Source organism: Aeromonas sp. R1-1 (assembly GCF_040908495.1).
Classification (GTDB): domain Bacteria; phylum Pseudomonadota; class Gammaproteobacteria; order Enterobacterales; family Aeromonadaceae; genus Aeromonas; species Aeromonas veronii.
Genome location: NZ_JBFODV010000099.1, coordinates 1 through 23075 on the forward strand (window position 1 = coordinate 1; position 23075 = coordinate 23075).

23 protein-coding genes are annotated in these 23075 nt (G+C 61.1%); 11 read left to right on the forward strand and 12 right to left on the reverse strand.

Annotated elements, in window-relative coordinates:
- Window positions 1-80: 80 nt before the first annotated feature.
- Together AB5Y92_RS05675 and AB5Y92_RS05680 are read right to left on the reverse strand one after the other, a co-directional pair.
- Entirely contained in the window at window positions 81-1661 is a 1581-nt protein-coding gene (locus AB5Y92_RS05675; protein WP_101529634.1) for a DUF3369 domain-containing protein, read from the reverse strand.
- 109 nt (window positions 1662-1770) lie between these two features.
- On the reverse strand, window positions 1771-2652 hold the full coding sequence (locus AB5Y92_RS05680) for a LysR family transcriptional regulator (RefSeq protein WP_158110571.1): 882 nt from the start codon (window positions 2650-2652) through the stop codon (window positions 1771-1773).
- A gap of 158 nt (window positions 2653-2810) precedes the next feature.
- Here AB5Y92_RS05680 and AB5Y92_RS05685 point away from each other — a divergent pair, with 158 nt between their 5' ends.
- On the forward strand, window positions 2811-3197 hold the full coding sequence (locus AB5Y92_RS05685) for a multidrug efflux SMR transporter (protein WP_005335660.1): 387 nt from the start codon (window positions 2811-2813) through the stop codon (window positions 3195-3197).
- Entirely contained in the window at window positions 3194-3514 is a 321-nt protein-coding gene (locus AB5Y92_RS05690) for an SMR family transporter (protein ID WP_005335659.1), read from the forward strand. Before AB5Y92_RS05685 ends, AB5Y92_RS05690 begins: the two co-directional genes overlap by 4 nt.
- A 78-nt stretch (window positions 3515-3592) precedes the next feature.
- Here the strand turns inward: AB5Y92_RS05690 and AB5Y92_RS05695 are convergent, their stop codons facing one another.
- The 3 genes from AB5Y92_RS05695 to hrpB form a co-directional block, all read right to left on the reverse strand.
- Window positions 3593-3994, reverse strand: a complete 402-nt coding sequence (locus tag AB5Y92_RS05695; protein WP_236768056.1) for a VOC family protein — start codon at window positions 3992-3994, stop codon at window positions 3593-3595.
- Between the two features lie 58 nt (window positions 3995-4052).
- Complete coding sequence (gene mrcB, locus AB5Y92_RS05700; RefSeq protein WP_042052390.1) at window positions 4053-6371, reverse strand: penicillin-binding protein 1B; 2319 nt, start codon at window positions 6369-6371, stop codon at window positions 4053-4055.
- Window positions 6372-6444: 73 nt separating this feature from the next.
- Window positions 6445-8892, reverse strand: a complete 2448-nt coding sequence (hrpB, locus tag AB5Y92_RS05705) for an ATP-dependent helicase HrpB (RefSeq protein ID WP_368225901.1) — start codon at window positions 8890-8892, stop codon at window positions 6445-6447.
- Window positions 8893-9071: 179 nt separating this feature from the next.
- Between hrpB and thpR the strand changes: the two genes are divergently transcribed.
- The 8 genes from thpR to panC all read left to right on the forward strand — a co-directional run bounded on the left by thpR (window position 9072) and on the right by panC (window position 15975).
- Entirely contained in the window at window positions 9072-9644 is a 573-nt protein-coding gene (thpR, locus tag AB5Y92_RS05710; protein ID WP_182928015.1) for an RNA 2',3'-cyclic phosphodiesterase, read from the forward strand.
- Entirely contained in the window at window positions 9641-10384 is a 744-nt protein-coding gene (gene sfsA / locus AB5Y92_RS05715; protein WP_368225903.1) for a DNA/RNA nuclease SfsA, read from the forward strand. Before thpR ends, sfsA begins: the two co-directional genes overlap by 4 nt.
- A 119-nt stretch (window positions 10385-10503) precedes the next feature.
- Complete coding sequence (dksA, locus tag AB5Y92_RS05720) at window positions 10504-10953, forward strand: RNA polymerase-binding protein DksA (RefSeq protein WP_005335644.1); 450 nt, start codon at window positions 10504-10506, stop codon at window positions 10951-10953.
- A gap of 110 nt (window positions 10954-11063) precedes the next feature.
- A complete protein-coding gene (gluQRS, locus tag AB5Y92_RS05725; protein WP_368225925.1) occupies window positions 11064-11972 on the forward strand; it encodes a tRNA glutamyl-Q(34) synthetase GluQRS in 909 nt (302 codons plus the stop codon).
- A gap of 168 nt (window positions 11973-12140) precedes the next feature.
- On the forward strand, window positions 12141-13607 hold the full coding sequence (gene pcnB / locus AB5Y92_RS05730; RefSeq protein ID WP_005335642.1) for a polynucleotide adenylyltransferase PcnB: 1467 nt from the start codon (window positions 12141-12143) through the stop codon (window positions 13605-13607).
- Window positions 13608-13618: 11 nt separating this feature from the next.
- Window positions 13619-14128: a 2-amino-4-hydroxy-6-hydroxymethyldihydropteridine diphosphokinase gene (folK, locus tag AB5Y92_RS05735; RefSeq protein WP_005354659.1), complete on the forward strand. Its 510-nt coding sequence runs from the start codon at window positions 13619-13621 to the stop codon at window positions 14126-14128.
- On the forward strand, window positions 14125-14919 hold the full coding sequence (gene panB, locus AB5Y92_RS05740) for a 3-methyl-2-oxobutanoate hydroxymethyltransferase (protein ID WP_042063124.1): 795 nt from the start codon (window positions 14125-14127) through the stop codon (window positions 14917-14919). Before folK ends, panB begins: the two co-directional genes overlap by 4 nt.
- 201 nt (window positions 14920-15120) lie before the next feature.
- Window positions 15121-15975 (forward strand): pantoate--beta-alanine ligase, encoded by an 855-nt coding sequence (gene panC, locus AB5Y92_RS05745; RefSeq protein ID WP_368225905.1) that lies wholly within the window; start codon window positions 15121-15123, stop codon window positions 15973-15975.
- A 116-nt stretch (window positions 15976-16091) separates the two neighbouring features.
- Here panC and AB5Y92_RS05750 read toward each other — a convergent pair whose 3' ends face one another.
- From AB5Y92_RS05750 to AB5Y92_RS05765, 4 genes are all read right to left on the reverse strand, one after another.
- Entirely contained in the window at window positions 16092-16247 is a 156-nt protein-coding gene (locus AB5Y92_RS05750; protein WP_368225907.1) for a hypothetical protein, read from the reverse strand.
- A 542-nt stretch (window positions 16248-16789) separates the two neighbouring features.
- Window positions 16790-17317, reverse strand: coding sequence for a rhodanese-like domain-containing protein (locus AB5Y92_RS05755; RefSeq protein WP_368225908.1), 528 nt, complete (start codon window positions 17315-17317; stop codon window positions 16790-16792).
- 4 nt (window positions 17318-17321) lie between these two features.
- On the reverse strand, window positions 17322-17741 hold the full coding sequence (locus tag AB5Y92_RS05760; protein WP_236322970.1) for a MauE/DoxX family redox-associated membrane protein: 420 nt from the start codon (window positions 17739-17741) through the stop codon (window positions 17322-17324).
- 119 nt (window positions 17742-17860) lie between these two features.
- On the reverse strand, window positions 17861-18268 hold the full coding sequence (locus AB5Y92_RS05765) for a hypothetical protein (protein ID WP_368225910.1): 408 nt from the start codon (window positions 18266-18268) through the stop codon (window positions 17861-17863).
- Window positions 18269-18513: 245 nt separating this feature from the next.
- Here AB5Y92_RS05765 and AB5Y92_RS05770 point away from each other — a divergent pair, with 245 nt between their 5' ends.
- A complete protein-coding gene (locus AB5Y92_RS05770) occupies window positions 18514-20616 on the forward strand; it encodes a hypothetical protein (RefSeq protein WP_368225912.1) in 2103 nt (700 codons plus the stop codon).
- 59 nt (window positions 20617-20675) lie between these two features.
- Here the strand turns inward: AB5Y92_RS05770 and AB5Y92_RS05775 are convergent, their stop codons facing one another.
- From AB5Y92_RS05775 to hpt, 3 genes are all read right to left on the reverse strand, one after another.
- The gene (locus AB5Y92_RS05775) at window positions 20676-21449 is read right to left on the reverse strand and encodes an ABC transporter permease (protein ID WP_005362866.1); all 774 of its coding nucleotides are present in this window, start codon (window positions 21447-21449) and stop codon (window positions 20676-20678) included.
- Window positions 21446-22363, reverse strand: coding sequence for an ABC transporter ATP-binding protein (locus AB5Y92_RS05780; RefSeq protein ID WP_368225914.1), 918 nt, complete (start codon window positions 22361-22363; stop codon window positions 21446-21448). Before AB5Y92_RS05780 ends, AB5Y92_RS05775 begins: the two co-directional genes overlap by 4 nt.
- 111 nt (window positions 22364-22474) lie before the next feature.
- Window positions 22475-23005, reverse strand: a complete 531-nt coding sequence (gene hpt / locus AB5Y92_RS05785) for a hypoxanthine phosphoribosyltransferase (RefSeq protein ID WP_368225916.1) — start codon at window positions 23003-23005, stop codon at window positions 22475-22477.
- Window positions 23006-23075: the final 70 nt, after the last annotated feature.

Genomic DNA, 23075 nt, shown 5'->3' on the forward strand with positions numbered 1-23075 from the left:
TCATAGAGGCGGGGTTCACCGGAGTCAACCCGCTTCACCTTGGTCACCGGCAGGGCATGTGGAGTTGGGAGCAAAGGGGGTCAGAGCGAGTAGGGGAGTCTCGACTCATTGACCAGTCGCGACAGGGCTGTCACTACATGAGGGTCAAACTGGGTGCCGGAGCGGGACTGGATATACTCCATGGTCTGCGCCAGCGTCCAGGGCTCCTTGTAGGGGCGCTTGCTGAGCAGGGCATCGAATACATCGACTACTGCCACAATCCGCGCCGACAGCGGTATCTGCTGGCCAGCCAGCTGCTGCGGGTAGCCCTTGCCATCGAAGTGCTCATGGTGGCCCCGGGCGATCTCTGCCCCCAGCGACAGGTAGCTGGTTCCCTCCACCATTTCTCCCGCCTTGTGCAGGATATTGGCGCCGATACCTGCGTGCTGCTCCATGATGGCCCGCTCTTCCGGGTCGAAACGTCCGGGCTTGTGCAGGATATGGTCCGGGGTGCCCACCTTGCCCACATCGTGCAGGATGGAGGCCATGCCGATCATTTCGACAAACTCCGGGGTTAGCTGCTCGGGATAGGCCGCCATCTGCTTCAATTCGGCCACGATGGCATCCGAGAGCTTCTGCACCCGCAAGACATGCTCGCCGGTATCGGAGTCGCGAAACTCTGCCAGCGCCGCCAGCGCCACCACGGTGGCCTCCTGGGCACGAAGCAGCTGGTTGTATAGATAGAGATTGTCGTAGGCCGCCGAGATGCGCTGGCAGAAGACATCCAGCAGGTCGCACTCGAGAGGATCCAGAGGCTGGGTTGGGGTGAAGCTCAACACGAACTCGCGGCCATTCTGGGCGGCGATATAGAGGGAATCCTGAGGGTGTTCAAAGCGGTTGCAGCGTGCCGCCAGTGCCTTCATGACCGAGTCATTGAGGGTGGGAAAGTCGGTGATCTTGCCATCATCCAGCAGAGTCTCGTAGTCGCCGGTAGCGGCGAGGATCTCCAGCCCCTGTTCGCCGGGACGGCGCTCGGCGCAGATAGCCCCTTCGGTGCCCACATCGAGAATGGCGCTGATCTGTTTCAGCACGCCGGAGGCAAACTCCTTGAGTGAATGAAGATGGTAGAGATCGCCCGCCCCTTCGAGAATTTTGCCGAGCCCCTGCCGGCTCTTGTCGATGGCACTGAGGGTTTCGTATGAACGCAGGGATGCGATGACAGTGGTGTAGAGCTTTTGTACCGTCAGCTCGGTCTTGGTCTTGTAGTCATTGATGTCGTAATCGAGGATCACCCGCTGCTCGGGGGCTTGGCCGGGTTGGCCGGTACGCAGCACGATCCGCACCAGCGAGTTGTGCATTTCGTTGCGGATCCGGTGCACCAGCCGCAGACCTGCGTCTTCGGTCTCCATCACCACATCGAGCAGGATCAGCGCAATCCTGGGATTGGCCTCCAGCATGCGGCCAGCTTCGGCGCCGCTGTAGGCATTGAGCAGCTCCAGCGGACGGGATTTGTAGTGAATGTTGGAGAGGGCCAGGCGGGTGGCATGATGGATATCCGGCTCATCATCCACGATCAGCACTTGCCATGGGTTGAGTGCCTTGGGGACCACGACCTCCTCATCATCGAGTTCGATGATGTCGTCGTCCAGCAAGATATCGTCCTTGTCTTGGGCACTGCTCATATCGGTTACGCCTCCGGCGCTCAATGAGTATGTGAACAGTATGCACGATCACATCCGCTCGGATCATCAGGATAAGTAGATATCGTGAGCTGGCTCCGCCTCTTTATCGCTACTCGAAAGGTTCCAGATACCCCTGGATCGACTTCTTCAACCAGGCCAACACCTTGCCGTGATAGGCGTTTTCCGCCAGATAGACCCCGTAATCCCGCCACTGCAGGCTGAACTTGTGTTTCAGAGTCAGCAGGGAGCCTTGTCGCAGCTGGCTCTGGATCAGTGGCGAGGGGAGCACCGCCCAGCCCAGTCCGTCCAGCACCGCATTGCGCATCAACTCGAAGCTGGAGAGACCGATATGCTGGCCTCCCACAGGTAGCAGGCTTTTTACCGAAAATTCATCTACATACGAGAGGGTGACCTGGGTGTGATCGGTCAGATCCTGCTGTTTGACCCGCTTCAGTCCGGCCAGCGGATGGCTGGGTGCCACCACCATCAGGGTGCGGATCGGGTTGAGCATGTCGATATTGAGGCCGCTGCGCTCCTGATCTTCGGTAATAAGGCCAAAGGCGGCATCGACGAATCCCTCTTCCACCAGCGCCGGCAGTTCGGGCGGGGAGGCGAGCACCAGCGAGATACTGGTGCCGGGAAACTGGTTGTGCAGGCTGGCCAGCATCTCGCGCCACACCGGCTCGGGAATGGCATCATCGCGGGCAACCCGCAGCGCCACTTCGGCCCCCGAGGCGTAATGTTTGCACTTCTGCTGCAAGCTGTTGGCTGCCTGCAGCAGGCGAGTGCAATCATCAAGCACCAGCTCGCCGATCTCGGTCAGACGACTCTGATTGGCACCTCGTTCAAAAAGTTCGACGCCAAGCTCAACTTCCAGCGCCGCGATAGAGGTGCTGACGGCGCTGCGGCTTTTGCCGAGGCGACGGGCGGTGTTGGCAATAGAGCCGCTATTGGCTGACTCAACAAAGAGTTCTATCTGATATAGCTTCATCTTTTACAGGCCATGACGGATTTTTTCACCATCACCTTAGCGTGCCGAACCAAGGCAAGGCAAACCCGTGGCGTCGGAATAATCGACGCTGAGCGATTGTCGCGAGTTGCGTCTCCCCGTTTACCATCTCTCCCGTCGAAGCAACAAAGGCATCTTATATGTTATTAAGTCGTATGTTTCTGGCCCGGCTGTTTTTGACCGGCGCCATCGTGACCGAGGTCGCCGGTACCTCCAGCATGGCCATGATCCCCGAGCAGGGGGCAGGCTGGATGAATTACATCCCGATGTGGCTGTTGATCGGTTTCTCGTACTGGTTGCTGGCGAAAGCCGCCAAAACAATCTCCATTGGTATTGCGTTTGCGCTCTGGGAGGGGCTCGGGATCACCTTGATCACCATAGTGTCGGTCATGTTCCTTGGTTACGATGTGACCGTTCAGGAGCTGATTGGCCTGGCTCTCGCGATAGTGGGGATTGTTATGGTGACCATGGGGGAGACCCATGATGAGCCCGCAGACAAGTCAGTAGAAGCGGAGGCCACAGCATGAGTCCGTTTGTGATTGTACTGGGTGCCGCACTGATCGATATCGGCGCCAACATGGCCATCAACCGCTCCAAGGGTTTTCGTTACAAGGGGTGGGGATTCCTGGGGATCATGCTGGTACTCGGCGCCTTTACCCTGCTCTCGGAAGCGGTAAGTGGCGGTCAGATTGACCTGGCTGTTGCCTACGCCACCTGGGGGGCTATCGGCATCGTCGGTACGGCGCTGGGTGGTTTGCTCTTCTTCGGTGAGCGGCTCAAGCCCATCGGCTGGGCTGGCATGATGGTGATGGCGCTGGCTGTCGTTATGCTGACTACCGCCTGATAACCTGAAGCAATAAGAAAAGCCGCCCGGTTGCAACCGGGCGGCTTTTGTTTGGCTGATTGCTTGGTCGATGCAGGCTCAGCGCGGCGCTTCGTAGAGCTCCAGCGGCAGGCCGTCTGGGTCGGCGAAGAAGGTAAAGCGCTTGCCGGTCAGCTCGTCCACCCGTACCGGCTCTACCTCGACCCGATGGGCCAGCAGGTGGGCGATGACCCGGTCAAGGTCGCTGACCCGAAAGGCGAGATGGCGCAGGCCGCACGCCTCGGGGTGGGAGGGGCGCTCGGGAGGCGAGGGGAAGCTGAACAGCTCCAGCTGGCTGCCGTCCGGCAGGGCCAGATCCAGTTTCCACGACTGGCGCGCTTCGCGCAGGGTCTCGGCGATGATGGGCAGCCCCAGCACCTCGTGGTAGAAGTGGCGAGAGCGTGGGTAATCGCTGGCGATGATGGCCACATGGTGGATGGCGTCAAACAGCGGAAAGGTCATGATGTTTCCTTGTCAGCAGCATAGTGAACGGGCCGCCTGCGCTGCCCGTGTCGTTGATCTAGTTGAAGAAACCGCCGAACCAGTCATCCAGCGCACTGCGTGGCGTCGCACTGCTGGCGCAACCGGCCGGGGAGCCCATGGTGGATGCCTTGGCCGGCACCTGCAGGCTGCCTGGACAGTCGCTGGTGACGCGGGTGCCGCTGGCGCGGGAGAAGTTGGCCCAGGTGACCCCTTCCGGCATCTTCAGTCCCAGACTGTTGACGCCGCGCTGGCTCATGTAGCCGCTAAAGAGCTGCAGGGCTCCGCTGGCACCGGTCAAACCTGCCGGGGTGTTGTCGTCGCGACCGACCCAGATACTGACCAGTTCGTTGTTGTCCATCCCGGCAAACCAGGAGTCGCGCAGCTCGTTGGTGGTGCCTGTCTTGGCTGCCATGGTGGCGCCGGGGAACTTGGCACTGAGCGCGCGTGCCGTGCCCTGACTCACCGTCTTGGTCATGGCGAACAGGGTCAGCCAGCTCGCTTGCTGGTCGGTGACCCGCTTGGCGGTCTGATCATGCTGATAGAGCAGGCTGCCATCTCCGTTCACCACGGCGCGAATGGCCGACAGCGGCTGGGTCAGCCCCTGATTGGCGATGGGCAGATACATCTGGTTCACCTCCAGCGGGGAGAGGGCCACCGCCCCCAGCACCAGCGACGGGTAGGGCTGGATTTCCTGCTGGACTCCCAGCTTGTGCAGGGTATCGACCACTTTTTCCAGCCCGACTTGCAGACCGAGATTGACGGTCGGCACGTTGAGGGAGCTGGCCAGCGCATCCATCAGCGGCACGCTCTGGCGGAACTTGCGATCGTAGTTTTGCGGCGTCCAGACCTGACCATCCTGACCGCGAATGCGGATCGGCTGATCTTTGAGCGGTGTCGCCAGGGTCAGGCCGTTGGAGAGACCGGTAAGGTAGACCGCCGGTTTCACCAGCGAGCCGATCTGGCGGCGGGCATCCAGCGCCCGGTTGAAGCCGGCGTAACGGGGATCGCGCCCACCCACCAGCGCGACGACTTCGCCCTTATGCCAGTCGGAGACCACCATGGCCGCCTCCAGCTTCTTTTTGCCGCGCAGTTTTTCGATATCTGCGAGGCCTGATTCGACCGCTCGCTCGGCCGCGTGCTGGGCAATGGGGTCGAGGCTGGTGAAGATCTTGAGGCCGGACTGCTTGAGCAGATCGGCACCGAAGCGGCTCTGGATCTCACGCTTGAGCAGTCCCATAAAGGCCGGGGTACGGCCATAACTCATCTGGCCGCGAGCGATGATGCCGAGGGGCTGACGGCTGGCCAGCTCATATTCGGCCTGGGTCAGGCTGCCGTGATCCATCAGCAGCTTCAGCACCAGATCACGGCGGGTCTTGGCCCGCTCCGGGAAGCGCCATGGGTCGTAATAGGAGGGGCCTTTCACCAGACCGACCAGCAGGGCCACCTGATCGATATCCAGCTCGTTGACCGGAATGCCGAAGTAGAAGTAGGAGGCAAGCCCAAAACCGTAGACCCCTTGCGAGAAGTTCTGCCCCAGATAGACCTCGTTGAGGTAGGACTCCAGGATCTCGTCCTTGCTGTAGCGATAGTCGATCAGCACCGCCATGTAGGCTTCCTGCAGTTTTCGCCACAGGCTGCGTTCACGGGTCAGGAAGAAGTTCTTGGCCAGCTGCTGGGTCAGGGTACTGCCCCCCTGCACGGTACGACCCGCGATCAGGTTGGCGAACATGGCGCGCATGATGGCCACCGGCGAGACGCCGCCATGCTGGTAGAAGTCGCGATCTTCGGTGGTGAGCAGGGTCACCAGCAGGCTGTCGGGCACTTCGGCGATACGCACCAGCAGGCGATCTTCCCGATCTTCGGTATTGAGGCGATCGAGCAGCACCGGGTCCATCTGGGCGTAACCGAGCTGGCGCTGGTTCTCCAGCGACTGGATCCCCTCAAGGCGCGGGCCGTTGAAGGTGAGGCGCAGGCCACGGGCTCCGTCGGCGCCGTCATAGAACTCGAACGGGCGGCGAATCAGCTCGATGCGATTGCCATTGATGGTGTATTCACCCGGTGTGTGAGGCTGGCGCACCTGCTTGTAGCTCAGCATGTTGAGCTCGCGCAGCATCTGGTCCCGCGACAGGCGCTGGCTGGGGTAGAGCTCCAGCGGACGGCTGTAGACCATCACCGGCAGCTGCCACTTCTCGCCATCGAAGCGCTCGCGCACCTTGGTATCGAGGTAGATGCCAAACACCACCATAAAGGCCGCCACCACCAGGGAGAGCTTGAAGCCAAGCCAGAACAGCTTGCGCCAGATGGTGCGTTTGGGCGCTGCCTTCTTGGGGGCACGCTTGCGTCGTTGGGTTGCCATAAATCCTCTTTGCTTTCCTTTCTACTTGTTATGTCGCATTCGCGAACGTCCGAGCGGGATTAACCCATCGAACCTAGATGCCCATCTTCTTCTTGGTGACCTTGGTCGGCATCGCCTCCAGCGGATTATCCGGCCAGTAGTGGCGGGGATAGCGCCCCTTCATCTCTTTCTTCACCTGCTCGTAGGAGCCAGCCCAGAAGGCAGCCAGATCGGCAGTGATCTGCAGCGGTCGCTGGGCGGGGGAGAGCAGCTCCACTACCAGCGGCACCCGGCCATCGGCCACGCAGGGGGTCGAACCTTGCCCGAACATCTCCTGAATGCGCACCGGGATCACCGGTGCCTGCCCCGGCTGATAGCGGATCCGCACCCGGCTGCCGGTGGGCGCCGCAAAGTAGCTCGGCAGCGCCTCGTCCAGCCGTTTGGGCAACGGCCAGGGCAGGGATTGGCGCAGGATGTCGCTCATATTGAGCTTCTTCAGCTGCTCCAGCCGGGTCATACCGCTCACCGCTGGCAGCAGCCACTGTTCCAGCGTGGCCAGCAGGCTCTCGTCATCCATCGCGGGCCACCCCTCATCGGGCAGCCAGTCGCGGGCGCAGCGCAGACGGGCCAGCAGCCCTTCGCTGCTCTCGTCCCACGGCAGCACATGCAGCCCCTTGCGGCGAATGCCTTGCAGCAGGCAGCGCCCTTTCTGCTCGTCAGAGAGTTCGGTCAGCGGTCGCTGGCTCAGCACCAGCTCGCCGATCACCTGCTGGCGTTCGGCGCGCACCCGCTCCTCGCGCTCGTCCCAGTCGAACCACTGGCGCTCGCTCACCAGCTCCGGCAGCAGACGCGCCAGCTCATCCAGCTCTGTCGGTTCGGCGATAAAGATGCGGCTGCCGCGATCGTTCTGCCCCATCTCGATGGCGATAAGGGCGGCTTGCCCCTGACAGGGATGACCTTCTACCAGATCGCAGCTCACCCCACCACTGAGTTGATAGCGACTGCCGCTGCGCAGTTTGCCTATGCGATCCGGCCAGGCGAGGGCACAGAGTAGCCCGAGCCACTGACCCTGCGCACTGGCAGGGCGTGCGCCAAGCCGTTCAAACCAGCGGGCCGCGCTCTGGCGCAGGGCACTTTGACGGCGGTGGAACAGCACAGAGAGGCGCTCCGATCCTCGCAGATCTTCTTCCTGCAACGCCACCAGATAAGCGGCATCGGCGACAATCCCTGTCAGACCTTCAGCTTCCAGCTCGCGGGCGCGCAGCAGCATGCGGGCGAGCCGGGGATGGGTACCGAAGGCCGCCATGGCACGGCCAGCTGGGGTAAGTTGTTGCTCACCCTCCGGCTTCATGGCGCCGAGGGCGACCAGCAGCCGCTGGGCGCTGGCGACGGCCGCCGGCGGCGGCATGTCGAGCAGCGGCAGATCTTCCACTTTTGCCCCCCACTGGGCGGCATCCAGCAGCAGGCCGGTCAGCTCATGAGTGAGGATATCTGGCGGGCTCTGCTCGGCGAGCCGCTCCTGCACCTCGCTGCTCCAGAGCCGGTAGCAGACGCCGGGGCCGAGGCGACCGGCACGGCCTGCCCGCTGGGTGGCGGAGGATTTGGCTATCTGGCGGGTTTCCAGCCGGGTGACGCCGCTTTTCAGATCAAAGGAGGCCCGTCGTTCCAGCCCGCTGTCGATCACCACCGAAATCCCCTCAATAGTGAGGGAGGTCTCCGCCACATTGGTGGTGAGCACCAGCTTACGGCGGCCGGCAGGCGCCGGTTCGATGGCTGCCTGCTGCGCCGCCATGTCGAGGCGGCCGTAGAGGGGGGCGAGGGTCACATCGTCCGGCAGTTTGTCTGCCAACCATTGTGCCAGTCGCTCGATCTCACCCTGTCCCGGCAGAAAGACCAGCAGGCTGCCATCTTGCTCTGCCAGCGCTTCGAGTACCACGGCGCCGACCTGCGGCTCCAGCCACTGCTGGCGATTGGCGGGGCGGTAGTGGTAATCGATCGGGAAACCACGTCCCTCGGAGCGAACCACAGGGGCATCCGGCAACAAGGTCTCGAGTGCTATGCCATCCAGGGTTGCGGACATCACCAGTAGCTTGAGATCATCGCGCAATCCCTGCTGGCTCTCGATGGCGAAGGCCAATGCGGTATCGGCGTGCAGACTGCGTTCGTGGAACTCATCGAAGATCACCAGCGAGACGCCAGTCAGCTCAGGGTCTTGTTGCAACATCCGGGTCAGCACCCCTTCGGTGACGATCTCGAGCCGGGTCGCGGAGCTGGTGCGGCTCTCGCCGCGCACCCGCAGGCCGATGCGCTCGCCCACCTTCTCCCCGAGCTGGCGCGCCAGAAAAGTGGCGATATTGCGCGCAGCCAGCCGTCTTGGTTCCAGCATGATGATGCGGCCGGGCAGCCGGTTCTGACGTACCAGCTCCAGCGGCAGCAGGGTCGATTTGCCCGCGCCGGGGGGGGCCTGCAGGATCACGCTGTTGTGGCGGTCGAGGGCGGCAAAGAGTTCGGGCAGCACCGAAACGATGGGGAGTGGGGACAAAACGATCAACACCTTCTGTTGCAACCGGTAAAACGGCGCCTATTCTGCCACAGCCAGCACGGCCACCGTGAGCAGATGTAGGGGAGCAGATGGCCCTCGGCCCGGATGGCGAGACAGGAGGAGATGGCTGCCATAGAATGGGCCACCCTCTCTGTCTGGAAAAAGGCATCTTCACCCGAATGGCCAAACTCTTCTTTGCCCTGCCCGTCGGGGAGCTCGCTCCCGAACTCATCAGCTGGCGTGATCAACGCCCCTGGCCCGGTCAGCCGGTGCCGCAAGCCAATCTTCACCTCACCCTCGCCTTCCTCGGTGAAGCGGACGAGGTGACCACCCGCCGCCTCATCGCCGCCGTTGAGCGCCAGCACTGTCCACCGCTCACCATCAGGCTGGACGAGACCGGCTGGTTCAGCCGGGCCAAGGCAGGCTGGATTGGCCCGAAGGAGTGGCCCAACGAGCTGACCGTGCTGGCGAAGGCGCTGCGGCGTCACGGCGAGAAGCTGGGGCTTGGCAATGGCGAACAGGGTTATCGCCCTCATGTCACCCTGTCGCGCAAGGCGGGCGAGGCGCCAGCCACCCTGCCGGCTCCCGATTTTCTGCTCAAGGCCGATCAATTTTGCCTCTATGAGTCGATCTCGACCCCGGACGGGGTGCGCTACCAGCCGCTCGCCTGCTGGCCGCTGCGGGCCAGAGCCAGGGATGAGGGGGCTCGGGATGAGTGGGACAACGAACAGGCGCGGAGGGCGAACCCGTGATATTCGAGCCGCCGCTGCAATCCGGGCAGCTTGTTGCCCGCTACAAGCGCTTTCTGACCGATGTCGAACTGGCCAATGGTGAGGTGATCACCATCCACTGCGCCAATACCGGCGCCATGACCGGCTGCGCCGATCCGGGCACCCGCGTCTGGTATTCGACCTCCGACAACCCCAAGCGCAAGCTGCCCCATAGCTGGGAGATCGCCGAGAGCCCGGCCGGCCACTTTATCTGCGTCAACACGGCGCGCGCCAACCAGATTGCCCGCGAGCTGATCGAGCAGGATGCCATCGCACCGCTGTGCGGCTATGCCAGACTGCGCACCGAGGTGAAATATGGCGAAGAGAACAGTCGCATCGACCTCTTGCTGGAAGATGAGGAGAAGGGTAACTGTTACATCGAGGTAAAATCGGTCACCCTGCTCGACGAGCGGGAAGAGGCCGGCATGGGCTACTTCCCTGATGCGGTAACTGCCCGTGGCGCCAAGCATTTACGTGAATTGATGGCCATGAAAGCGGCCGGTCACAGAGCCGTGCTGCTATTTATGGTGTTGCACTCCGGAATAAGCCGGATGCGCCCTGCAACCCATATAGATCCGCACTATAGTCTGCTAATTGAGCAGGCAATCGCGGCGGGGGTTGAAATTTTATGCTATCGGCCCCATGTTGGGGTGCAAGGCATGGTGGCTCAAGGGTTTATCCCGTTTGAATCTGGTCACCTGTTACCCGAGGGGAGTGCATAAATATTGGAGTGGGTAACATTATTGGTACGGCTCGTTTGCTTACCCGTTACCCTTCTGCTATAGATGTCGCCCTCAATTTATGGATGGCACGGGTAGCGTGCTGAATTAGGAGACAGGGCATGCCAACAGGCGAAAACAGGAAATCTCTGGGCCCCCTGGCCATTGCGGGTGTCGCGCCTTACCAGGAAAAGCCGGGTGAGGAGTACATGAATGACCAACAAAAGGCGCATTTTCGCAAGATCCTGGGTGCCTGGCGCAACCAACTGATGCAGGAAGTTGATCGTACCGTCGACCATATGAAAGACGAGGCAGCCAACTTCCCGGATCCCGTGGATCGTGCCGCGCAAGAAGAAGAGTTCGCTCTTGAACTGCGTACCCGCGACCGTGAACGCAAGCTGATCAAGAAGATCGAGAAGACCTTGCAGCTGCTTGAAGACGATGATTTCGGTTACTGCGAACACTGCGGTATCGAAATCGGTATCCGCCGTCTGGAAGCCCGTCCGACAGCCGACCTCTGTGTCGACTGCAAGACGCTGGCCGAGATCAAGGAAAAGCAGATGGCCGGTTGATACCGACCCGCTGCAATATGAAAAAGGGAGCTTGCGGGCTCCCTTTTTTATTGAGCTTTTGGGCGGGGCGTCCCAAAATGCGCCTCACTGAACTGCTTATCCGAACCGTCATGGCTGTGAATACCCCTTCCTCCCCCCAAATTCGCCCCTATGTGGGCCGCTTTGCGCCGTCCCCTTCCGGCCCGCTCCACTTCGGTTCGCTGATTGCGGCCCTCGGCAGCTTTTTGCAGGCCAGAGCGCAACAGGGGCGCTGGTTGGTGCGCATCGAGGATATCGATCCGCCGCGGGAGATGGCAGGGGCTGCGACCCTGATCCTCAAGACTCTTGAAGCATATGGTCTCGAGTGGGATGGGGAGGTGATGTTCCAGAGCGCGCGCCACGGCCGTTATGACGAGATCATCGACCAGCTCTATCGCGCTGGGGATCTCTACTGGTGCCGTTGCACCCGGCGCGAAATCATGGCCGCGGGCGGTTTCTACAGCGGCCACTGTCGCACCCTCGGGCTTGCGGCCGAAGGTTGCGCCGCCCGGCTGCGCCAGCACCATCCGGTCTACCACTTCGACGATCGTTTGCAGGGCCATATCGCGGTCCCGGCGGCGCTCGCCGAGGAGGATTTCATTATCCGCCGCCGCGACGGGCTCTACGCCTACAACCTGGCGGTGGTGGTAGATGATATGGACAGCGGCATCACCGAGATAGTGCGCGGTGCCGATCTGCTGGAGCCCACGGTGCGCCAGATTGCCCTCTACCAGACCCTGGGGGCGCCGGTTCCCGACTGGGTGCACCTGCCGCTGGCGGTGCTGGCAGATGGCAACAAGCTCTCCAAGCAGAACCATGCGCCGGCCCTGGCGCTCGATGAGGTGCGACCGGCCCTGTGGCAGGCGCTGCACTTCCTCGGCCAGTGCCCGCCGCCCGAGCTGATGGCGAGCCGGATTGACGAGATCATCCGGTGGGGTATCGCTAACTGGCAGCTAGAACGCGTGCCCGCCAGCGAGAAGATCCCGCTCGTGGATTGCTGAGTCGACCAGGTGATTTTTGTTTGATTGAGCGTAAATTGCCGCTGTTGATTGTGATTTTACCGGGATGATCCGTTTCAAACGGGATCAATTGTCAGCACGGTTTTTCATTTGGTTAGGCGTGAGCTATGATAGGCCGCTATTTTTTGGCCTCCCGTCAATTTAGAAGTCATGAAGAGGTGTACCATTTTTTCCCAGATCGCAAACTTTTGCCGCAAGGTGCTCGGCAAGGAAGACGGCGAGCAGTCGGTGGAATCCCCCATTCCAGCCCGTGTCGCCGGTCAACGTCGTACCTTAAGCCGTGATCAGCACCCTATTTCGCGCAAAGAGATCAGCGAGAATGCACTCAAGGTGCTCTATCGCCTGAACAAAGGGGGCTATGAGGCCTACCTGGTCGGCGGCGGAGTCCGGGATCTGCTGCTCGGGAAGACGCCCAAGGATTTCGACATCGCAACCGATGCGACGCCGGAGCAGATCAAGGCGCTGTTCAGCAACTGCCGCCTGATTGGCCGTCGTTTCCGCCTGGCCCACATTGTCTTTGGTCGTGACGTGATCGAAGTGGCCACCTTCCGGGGTCACCACCATCAGGTCAATACCAGCAAACATGTGTCGGCCCAGTCTGATGAAGGGATGCTGCTGCGCGACAACGTCTACGGCACCATCGAAGAGGATGCCGAGCGCCGCGACTTTACCGTCAACGCCCTCTACTACAGCGCCAAAGATTTCACCCTGCACGATTTCGAGGGGGGTCTGGAAGATCTGGCCGAGCGCAAGCTTGAGCTGATCGGCGATCCCGAGACCCGTTATCGTGAAGATCCGGTGCGGATGCTGCGCGCCGTGCGCTTTGCCGCCAAGCTGGATATGACCATCAGCCCGCGTACCGCCGCCCCCATCAAGGAGCTGGCGCCACTGCTGCAAGACATCCCTGCTGCCCGCCTGTTTGAGGAGACCCTCAAGCTGTTCCTGGCTGGCGACGGTCTGGCGACCTACAAACTGCTGCGCGAGTATGGCCTGTTCCAGCAGCTGTTCCCGCAAGTGGCTGCGCTGTTTACCCCGCACGGCAACTCGCCCTACGAGCAGTTTATCGAGCAGGCACTGATCGATACCGACACTCGCGTTCGTGAAGATAAACGCGTCACTCCCGCCTTCCTCTACGCCACCTTGCTGTGGGGCTGCGTCGAGGCCCGTGGTCGGGTGCTGGAGAACGAGAGCGGCCTGCCCTGGTATGACGCCTTCATGCTGGCGATCAACGAGGTGCTGGACAATCAGGTGCGGATCATCGCCGTTCCCCGCCGTTTCACCACAGATGTCCGCGATATCTGGGCACTGCAACAGCGGTTGACCCGTCGTCAGGGCAAGCACCCCGAGCGCGCCATGGAGCATCCCAAGTTCCGCGCGGCGTTCGACTTCCTGTTGCTGCGCAACCGGGTCGAGCGCGGTCTCGGCGAGCTGGCCAGCTGGTGGGAGCGCTATGTTGCCTCCAATCCGGATGTGCGCCCGCAACTGCAGCGTGAAGCGACCCGTCGCCCGGCCAGCGGTGAGCGCGGCGAGGCTCGCAGCCACGATGGCGAGAAGCGCAGCAGCAACAGCCGTAACCGCCGTCGCCCCCGTCGCCGCAAACCGAAAGTGGCCGAGTGACAACAGACGTGATGACCGAAGTCTTCATCGCCATTGGTTCCAACCTGTCTGATCCGCTGGGTCAGGCTCGTCGCGCCGTTGCCGCGTTGGCAAGGTTGCCGGAATCTGTGCTGGTGGAGGCCTCGTCGTTTTACAGCAGCCGCCCCATGGGGCCTGCTGACCAACCGGACTACGTCAATGCCGTGGCCCGGCTCAATACCCGGCTCGCGCCCCTTGCGCTGCTGGATCAATTACAAAAAATCGAGCTGGAACAGGGACGTGTGCGCAAAGATGAGCGTTGGGGGCCGAGAACTCTGGATCTCGATCTGCTGCTCTATGGGGATCAGGTGATCAACCATGAGCGCCTGATCGTACCCCACTACGGCATGAAGGAGCGGGAGTTCGTGCTGCTGCCCCTTGCCGAAATTGCGCCTGCTCTGGTGCTGCCCTGCGGCACCCCGCTCGCCCGACTGGTTGCCCGCTGCCCGCACAATGATTTGGCCATCATTGCCCCGCGTGCAGACGTACAGGAGCCTCTATGAGCAAGATCACCACCGCCAGCCTGCTGAAGATGAAGCAGGACGGTCAAAAGTTCACCGCCATCACCGCCTATGATGCCACCTTTGCCAAGCTGTTCGACGACGAGGGGGCCCACGTGCTGCTCATCGGCGATTCACTGGGCATGGTGCTGCAAGGGGGTCAGGATACCCTGGCGGTCAACATGGATGAGATGGTCTATCACACCCGCTGTGTGGCGCGCGGTGCCAGCAAGGCACTGGTGGTCGCCGACATGCCGTTCATGAGCTACGCCACCCCCGAGCAGACTTACCAGAACGCCGCCCGCCTGATGGCGGCCGGTGCCCGCATGGTCAAGATGGAAGGGGGCGACTGGCTGTGTGACTCCATCCGCCACCTCACCCGCAACGGGGTGCCGGTGTGTGGTCACCTCGGCCTCACCCCGCAATCCGTTCATGTCTTTGGTGGATTCAAGGTGCAGGGGCGCGATGAGTTTCAGGCGCAGGAGATCTATCGCCAGGCCCTCGAACTGCAAGCGGCCGGTATCCAGCTGCTGGTGCTCGAGTGTGTGCCCACTGCGCTGGCCGAGCGCATCACCAAGGCGTTGCGCATTCCGGTGATCGGCATTGGTGCCGGCCCCGCGACCGATGGTCAGATTTTGGTGATGCACGATGCCTTTGGCGTCACCTCCGGCTATGTGCCCAAGTTCACCAAGAACTTCCTGGCCGAGACCGGCGATGTGCGTGCCGCCATCCGCCTCTATGTCCAGCAGGTGAGCGAGGGGAGCTTCCCCGGCCCGGAGCACTGCTTCAACTGATCCCGGCGGTTGCATGATGGGGGCTGCGGCCCCCGTCTCTGCTTGTCAGCCTCGCACAGTTAATCCGTATAGCTAATCCGTATCTTATTGATTCATCTAAAGGTGAACTGCTGATAGCCATGTTCGTGCCCCATCCCGCCCGAGCGCTATCTGTGGATGCAACCCGTCTCTCTTTTTGATTTATCGGAAGGTGAACTGTTGATGTTGGTCGTAAATAATCCCGTCGTTCTGCGTGAGCAGATCAGCCAATGGCGCCGTGAAGGGCGTGCCATCGCATTCGTGCCCACCATGGGCAATCTGCATCAGGGCCACCTGACGCTGGTGAAGGAGGCGCACAGCCACGCCGAGAAGGTGGTGGTCAGCATCTTCGTCAACCCGATGCAGTTCGACAAGGCCGAGGATCTTGCCAACTATCCGCGCACTCTGGAGCAGGATTGCGCTGCGCTGGAAGCGGCCGGTGTCGATATGGTGTTCACCCCGACCCCGGAGATCATGTATCCGCAGGGGCTGGCCAGCCAGACCTTCGTCGAGGTGCCGGGTCTCTCCAATCTGCTGGAGGGGGCGCTGCGCCCGGGTCACTTCCGCGGTGTCAGCACCGTCGTCACCAAGCTGTTCAATCTGGTACAGCCGGATGTGGCCTGCTTTGGCCAGAAGGATTACCAGCAGCTGGCGCTTATTCGCAAGATGGTGGCCGACATGGCGATGCCCATCGAGATCGTTGGCGTGCCCACCGTGCGGGCCGAAGACGGGCTGGCGCTCTCTTCACGCAACGGCTACCTGACTGCCGCCGAGCGGGCCATTGCCCCCGAGCTGGCGCGCACCATGAACTGGATCGCCGAGCAGATCGAAGCGGGTGACCACCACCTGCCCTCCTTGGTGGCGCAGGCCAGCCAGCGTCTCGACAACGCCGGTTTTCGTACCGATGCCATCGACATCGTCGATGCCGCCACCCTCGAATCCGCCACTGACGAGAGCGCACAGCTGGTGATCCTGATGGCCGCTTATCTTGGCAAGGCCCGCCTTATCGACAACCGGGTGGTCAGCGTCAAGCAGTAGAATTTTCTCTGCCGTCTTGTGGCGTTTGCTGCCCTGTTGGTGCAGTGGTGGCGTTAACTATGATGGCGTCAAAACGGACCGTGTCCTGTTTGACTAAGATGGGCCTTTGGCCCCATTTACTTGGCTGCCAATGTCAGGATGTTTATAACACGCAGGGCGGATTTAACTCCGAAGTGCAGCACTATCGACATCGCGAGAACGGCTAGCGAGAAGCCGATATTGTCGGCCAGGGAGTTGTGGGCAAGGGTATCGAGTATTTTAAACAATTCCATATGGACTCCTTGTTTGTTGGTCAAATCGTTGGTGTGGTGAGTGAGCTCATCCTCAGTGAGTAGGGCAGGGTGTCTGGCTTGGGCAATGTTGACTGCTTGCGGTGATTCGCCTCCTTCTTCTATAAGTGGGGTGTTATTCGATGTCGGGGAGTCGAGCTAACAGAGAGGGCTTGGCGGGTGAGGTGGCCCAAGCACAAGGTGATTGCTATTTGCAGAGGCGAATATTGCCGAAGTTGGACCCTGGCCACATCGGCACAGGCCGACAAGAGCGGGCGGGTCGGGATGAAATTTGTGTTCTTGTTGATGCAGGGACTTTCCCGGCCTTCTTCTGTAAGACCGGGGTTTTTCTGCCCCGCAGGCCTCATCGCCCTTTCTGATACTATGTGGTTAATCCATCTATTGACCAAAGTGGACACTGTCCGTTTTGGCTGAGCCAGCCGCTGACCGCTTGACGTCCCACGGATGTTCTACAACATCAAATGAAGAAGCCCGCAGTTGCGGGCTTCTTTATGTCGACGGTATTGCCTTATGAGCAAACGCGCTTACTCGGCAGAGACGGGGTAACCGGCCCCTTTCCAGGCGAAGATACCGCCCGGCACTCGATAGACCTGCTGATAGCCCTGAGTCACCGCCCAGGCGGCAGCGTTGTGGCTGCGGCCGCACTTGACGAAGCCGCAGTAGATCACCACCGGGCGGGACTTGTCTTCACCCAGCAGCGCCTGGAACTGCTCCGCCGTGCCGCTCCCCTCGACGATTTCGCTCCAGTTGTCGCCGGACTTGGCCTCCTTCACGAAGACAAAGTTTTTGGCGCTCGGGATGTGCTCTTTCTTGTAGGAGTCCTCATAGGGCATGGTATCGATGATCACCAGCTCCTCGCCCTTGTCCATCCGGGTCTTCAGCTCGGCCACGGTCAGCAGCTGATAGCCCCCCTGCTGCGCCTCCTGTGCCAGCTGCACCGCCGACTGCTCCAGCTTCACCTCCTGCTCGAACTGGTTATCGCCACAGCCACCGAGGGTAAAGCTGGCGGCGATCAGCGAGGCCAGCAGAGTGCGGGATCGCAATGTCATCATGTCACTACTCCTTCAGTACGGGAAAAACGGGGCGGGAGGTTCGCAGCAGGGCGCCCGCAAGCGTCAGTAGCAGCAGATCCCGCACAATAGCCTCCGGCAATGAGCTGAGGTCAGCCCTGCCTAGACAGCCGCAAGAGATGTCGAGCCCGATGGCAACGCCATAGCCCAACACCGGAATAAACAGGGCGAGCAGCCCGATCACCAGCCACAGTCCCCAGCGCCGGTTGGCGATGACTGCAAGCCCGGCGCAGAGCTCAAGGGCGATCAGCCCCCAGGCCACTGGCGGGATCAGTGACGGCCAGATCAGGCCAAAGGCGCCGATCTGCTCGATGAACAGGGCGGGGGAGACCAGCTTGAACCCAGCGGAGGCGAGGAAGAATCCCCCCAGCGCCAGATTGGCCAGCATGCGCAACAACGCAGGCATGTTCTACCTCTTTATAGAGAGGGATGAATTCTAACAATTCCCGATTGAGCCGCAATGACTAAACCCATGCCAAACAAGATAAATCTTGATTTTGCGGGGTAGTGACCAGAATGGGGGCGCTAGACCCTGATGATGGCGGTTGTGGAGGCGGGATGCTGTGGCTGTGTCGATTGCTCTCGGTCGTGCTGGTGGGTCAGCAGTTCGGCAGCCAGCTCGATGGCCCGCTCGAGCAGTAGCAGCAGGCTGTCGACCGTCAGATGATCGAGCCACTCGCGGGCCCAGATCAGGGTCTCTCCCTGCTCGGTCTGATCCAGCAGAAACACTGGCTCGTCGCCAAGGTGGTTGAGCAGGGGCGTGTTGGGCATGGCGTGGCCCGGTAGCAGCAGATAGATCACCAGATGGCCCTCATCCTCTGCCAGCGTCAGCACCAGCTCGTCGTTGATGGTCAGGGTGGTGGCTGTCTGTCCGGCCACCGGGAGCGGAAGTCCAAGTTGTGTGTACAGGGCGGTAATGAGAGCGTGATACATGGCCAAACCTCTGGCAGGGGAAGAGTGACACCCTATGCGGCTGATCGGTGGCTGCTTATCACTTGTCGTCATTTTTTTAGCTTTTTTGGTCGGCGGGGCGAATGATTGTGCCGAAATTGTGAGCTGACAGACATCTTTTACGGGTCAGTCCGAATCCTAAAAAAGCGGGACCATCGCTGACAGGGTGGCAAGGGGGGGTGGCGTACGCTGAGGATCTTCTCTCTCATCAACGCAGGTTTCTTGCCATGAAAATTGCCTCCCCGGATATCGATGTAAGCCGTCATCAGCAGACAACCCCTGATGCCACTCCACCTGCTACTGCTCGCCTTGGCAACGCCAGACTACGGCTGCTGGATGCCGGTAACCGGGAGTTCGAGAGGGGGATCCGCCGCGGTGTTGGCCATCGGCAGAGCCCGGAACTCAAGGCGGTCAAGCAGGCGGTACGGCACTATCAGGCCCAGCCAACGCCTTCACTGGCCGGGCTGGCGAAGATCGAACAGGCGCTGCAGTTCTGGATCGACTCGGGCAAGAACCGCTCCCGTCAGCAGGATCCCGTGTTGCAAAAACTGGTCGATGACATCGCTGTCCGCCGTCAGGCGTTGGCACAGGGTGGCAAGCCTCCCTCATTTCAGCTGGCGTGGGTCTGCAACGAACAGGGGAGGGTCAATCAGCCTATCGAGAGTAACCAGCAGATCCGCCAGTGGTGCAGCGAGTTGGCTCGCCTGCAACAGGAGGGGGCCGACGACTTGTTCAAGCGGGAGCTGCAAGGAGGGCTCGATCTGATGTTCGGGGTGAGTGAGGGGATGATGGCGCGGCGGCTGGAGCGGGCGCCGACCCGTGAAGAGGTCGCTACAAGTCACGAGTGGCAGCTGTTTTGCGGGACCTTGCGTCAGGCTCTGCCCGCACTGGGTGAGCTCAAGCCCCAAGCCACTGCCGAGGAGAATGGTCGCGATATCCTGCTTACCCACAGTCAGTTGCTGGAGCTGGGCCACCTCAAGGAGGTTCTGGATCTCAGCATTCAGCAGCAGGTGAGCAAGCAGGGGGAGATTGGCCTGCTCAGGACCGAGCTGCTGACCGCGCTGGTGGATGGACTGAATGAGCCCTGGCTTGAGCGCGAGGCGCAGGAGAATGCGCTCTGGCAGGGAGAGGGCGCATCAGGCAAGCACTATCAGAGTGGTGTACGGGCCGAGCTCAAGAGCCCTCTCTCTGCTGCCAGCAAGGAGCTGAAACCGGGTGAGCTTGTGAGCCACAAGGCCTTTGGCGGGCTCGGGCTGGTCAGTGCCAGTGCGCTGGTGGAGGCTTTCGCCAAGATCGAGATTGGCAAGTGGGAGGGGCGTCGCGACACGCCGGTAGGAGAGTTTGTCGGCAAGGTGGCCCTGACTCAGGAGAACAAGGCGAGTGCCAAGGCCGAGCTGGTGATTGGCAAGGCGGAGGGCTCATTGGTGTTCAATCCGGTGAACAAGATCGTCAATGATACCGACGGATCGCGTTACACCCCGGGGCCCCATGACCTTAGTCTGCTGCGCATCGGGGCCAGTGCCGAGCTGGTGAGCAGGCTGGGGCTGTCGGTTGAGGGGAGCTGGACTATCGGCAATCTGCTTAACGCCAAGTTGGCTGGCTCTGCCGAGGTGGTCGCCAATGCCAAGCTGGAGGCCGGAGCTGCGGCTATCATGACCCCAAATGGTCCAGTGGTCAGCGTAACGGCCAACGTCTCGGCCTTTGCTGGTATGAAAGCTGAGGGGAGTGCCCAGCTCAATTTGCTCAAGAGCCAGTATGCGGATGCCTATAGCCTTTCGGCCAAGGTACGCGCCTCCGCCAATCTGGGTGTCGGTGCATCGGCCGGTGCCACCGCGGCTTTCGGGCCACAGGGAGCCAAGTTTCATACTACCCTTGGCGTGACACTGGGGGTGGGGTCCGATGTCGGTTGGGAGGGCGGAGTCAACGCCATGGCCACCAAGGCGTATGCACTGGAGCTGGCCGCTCGTGCGGTAAGCAACTTTGATCAGCGCAAAGGGGAGCAGCTAGATGGACTGGCGATGGCGGCAGGGAATGAAAACCGTCTCTTCGAACTGGCCCAGCGGGTCGATAACCGGATTGTCACTCTCGCCACCCAGTTGGAGGAACTGCAGCTGGCGGCCAGCGAAAACCGGATCCGGATGCAGGAAAGCCTGATCGATCCCGCTCTCGCGGCTGGTCGCGCCGCCATGGCGAAGGCTATCGACGATGCCTTCGGTCAGGAGCGGGTCGATGAGCAGGGGGGCGTCACGGTTCCCGAGCGGGCTGCCGAGCGCAACGAGAAGCTTGAGCTCACCGCCCGGCTGCTAAAGGATCACGCTATCCGGGTCTAGGTCATCCCGAGGCTGGCAGGACAATGAAAACGGGCACCGCGAGGTGCCCGTTTTGGCCATCAGTGGCGCAGGCCGGTGCCGCGGGAGATAAGCCACCAGGCGATACCGTAGAGGGCCACGATAAAGCCGATGATGATGAGGTAGGCGGTGCCGAGCGGCACGTCGGAGATACCGAGGAAACCGTAACGGAACGCGTTCACCATGTAGATGATGGGGTTCACCTGGGAGACACCCTGCCAGAAGGGGGGCAGCAGGCTGATGGAGTAGAACACCCCGCCCAGATAGGTGAGCGGCGTCAGCACGAAGGTGGGGATGATGCTGATGTCGTCGAAGGTCTTGGCAAACACCGCGTTGATAAGGCCACCCAGCGAGAAGAGGATGGCGGTCAGCAGCACGGTCACGCAGACGCTGAACAGATGGTGGATCTGCAGCGGCACGAAGAACAGCGACACCAGGGTGACGATAAGGCCGACGCAGAGGCCGCGCGCCACGCCACCGCCCACGTAACCGGCGATGATGACGTAGTTGGGCACCGGCGCGACCAGCATCTCCTCGATATTGCGCTGGAACTTGGCGCTGAAGAAGGAGGAGGCAACGTTGGAGTAGGAGTTGGTGATCACCGACATCATGATGAGGCCGGGCACGATGAACTCCATGTAGGTGAAGCCACCCATGTCACCGATGCGCGAACCGATCAGGTTGCCGAAGATGACGAAGTAGAGGCTCATGGTGATGGCCGGTGGCACCAGGGTCTGGATCCAGATCCGGGTAAAGCGGCTCACCTCCTTGGCCAGAATGCTCTTGAAGGCGATGTAATAGATGGCCAGATTCATGCTTTTCTCCCCTCTTCGACCAGATTGACGAACAGCTCTTCCAGCCGGTTGGCTTTGTTTCGCATGCTCACGACCTGCACCTGCTGGTTCGACAACTGCTCGAACAGGCTGTTGAGTGACTGGCTCTTGTCGAGATCCACCTCAAGAGTGCGCTCATCCGGCATACGGCCGTTGAACTCTGGCACCTCGGGTATGGCAGAACCTGGCGCAAGGTCGAGCAGGAAGGTCTCGCGACCCAGCTTGCCCAGCAGATTCTTCATGCTGGTGTTCTCGATCAGACGACCCTTGTCGATGATGCCGATGTTGCGGCAGAGCATCTCGGCCTCTTCCAGATAGTGGGTGGTGAGGATGATGGTGACGCCCTGCTCGTTGAGATCCTTGAGGAAGGTCCACATGGAGCGGCGGATCTCGATATCGACCCCGGCGGTCGGTTCATCGAGGATCAGCAGCTTGGGCTCGTGCATCAGGGCGCGGGCGATCATCAGGCGACGCTTCATGCCGCCTGAGAGAGTGCGGGCAGGCATGTTGCGCTTCTCCCACAGATCGAGCTGGCGCAGGTACTTCTCGGCGCGGATCTTGGCTTCCGCCTTGGGCACGCCGTAGAAACCGGCCTGATGGGTGACAATCTGGATCACCTTCTCGAACTGGCTGAAGTTGAACTCCTGCGGCACCAGTCCTAGCTGGGCCTTGGCCTGTTCGAGATCGCTGTCGATGTCGTAGCCAAACACCTTCACCTTGCCGGCGCTCTTGTTCACCAGCGAGCTGATGACGCCGATGGTGGTGGATTTGCCCGCGCCGTTCGGGCCTAGCAGGGCGAAGAAATCCCCCTGCCTGACGGTAAGATCGATGCCTTTAAGGGCTTCGACGCCCCCCTGATAGGTCTTTTTCAGGCCGCTGATTTCCAGTGCGTTCATTGCAACCTCTGTGATGGTTGAATCCGGCTCGATACAGAAAAGGCGGCCAAGGCCGCCTGCACAGAGTAAAGGGCGCAAGGCCGCTTCACCCGTGATATTCCTGAACCTGGCTTACTCCTGGGGTACCACTTTGCCGATAAACGGCAGGTTGCGGTACTTCTGGGCGTAGTCGATGCCACAGCCGACCACGAATTCGTCCGGAATGGCGAAGCCAATCCACTCGACCGGCACCTGCACTTCGCGGCGGGAGGGTTTGTCCAGCAGGGTGCAGATGGCCAGGGATTTCGGCTCGCGCAGGGAGAGGATCTCGCGCACCTTGTTGAGGGTGTAACCGGTGTCGATGATGTCTTCCACGATCACCACATCCTTGCCCTTGATGTCGTCGTCCAGGTCTTTGAGGATGCGGACGTCACGGGTGCTGTGCATGCCGGAGCCGTAGCTGGAGGCGGTCATGAAGTCCAGGGTGATGGGCAGCTGGCACTGGCGGCAGAGGTCGGCCAGGAAGATGCAGGAACCGCGCAGCAGCGCAATCATCACGACTTCGTCAGAACCCTGATAGCGGGCGGTGATCTCTTCACCCAATTTGGCGATCCGGGCGGCTACTTCAGCCTCGGAGATCATCACCTCGACGGTGTGTTTCATCACTTACTCCCATAAGGCCAAAGGGGATTTGGCCATTCATGAATATCAAAACCGATGATTCTACCACTCA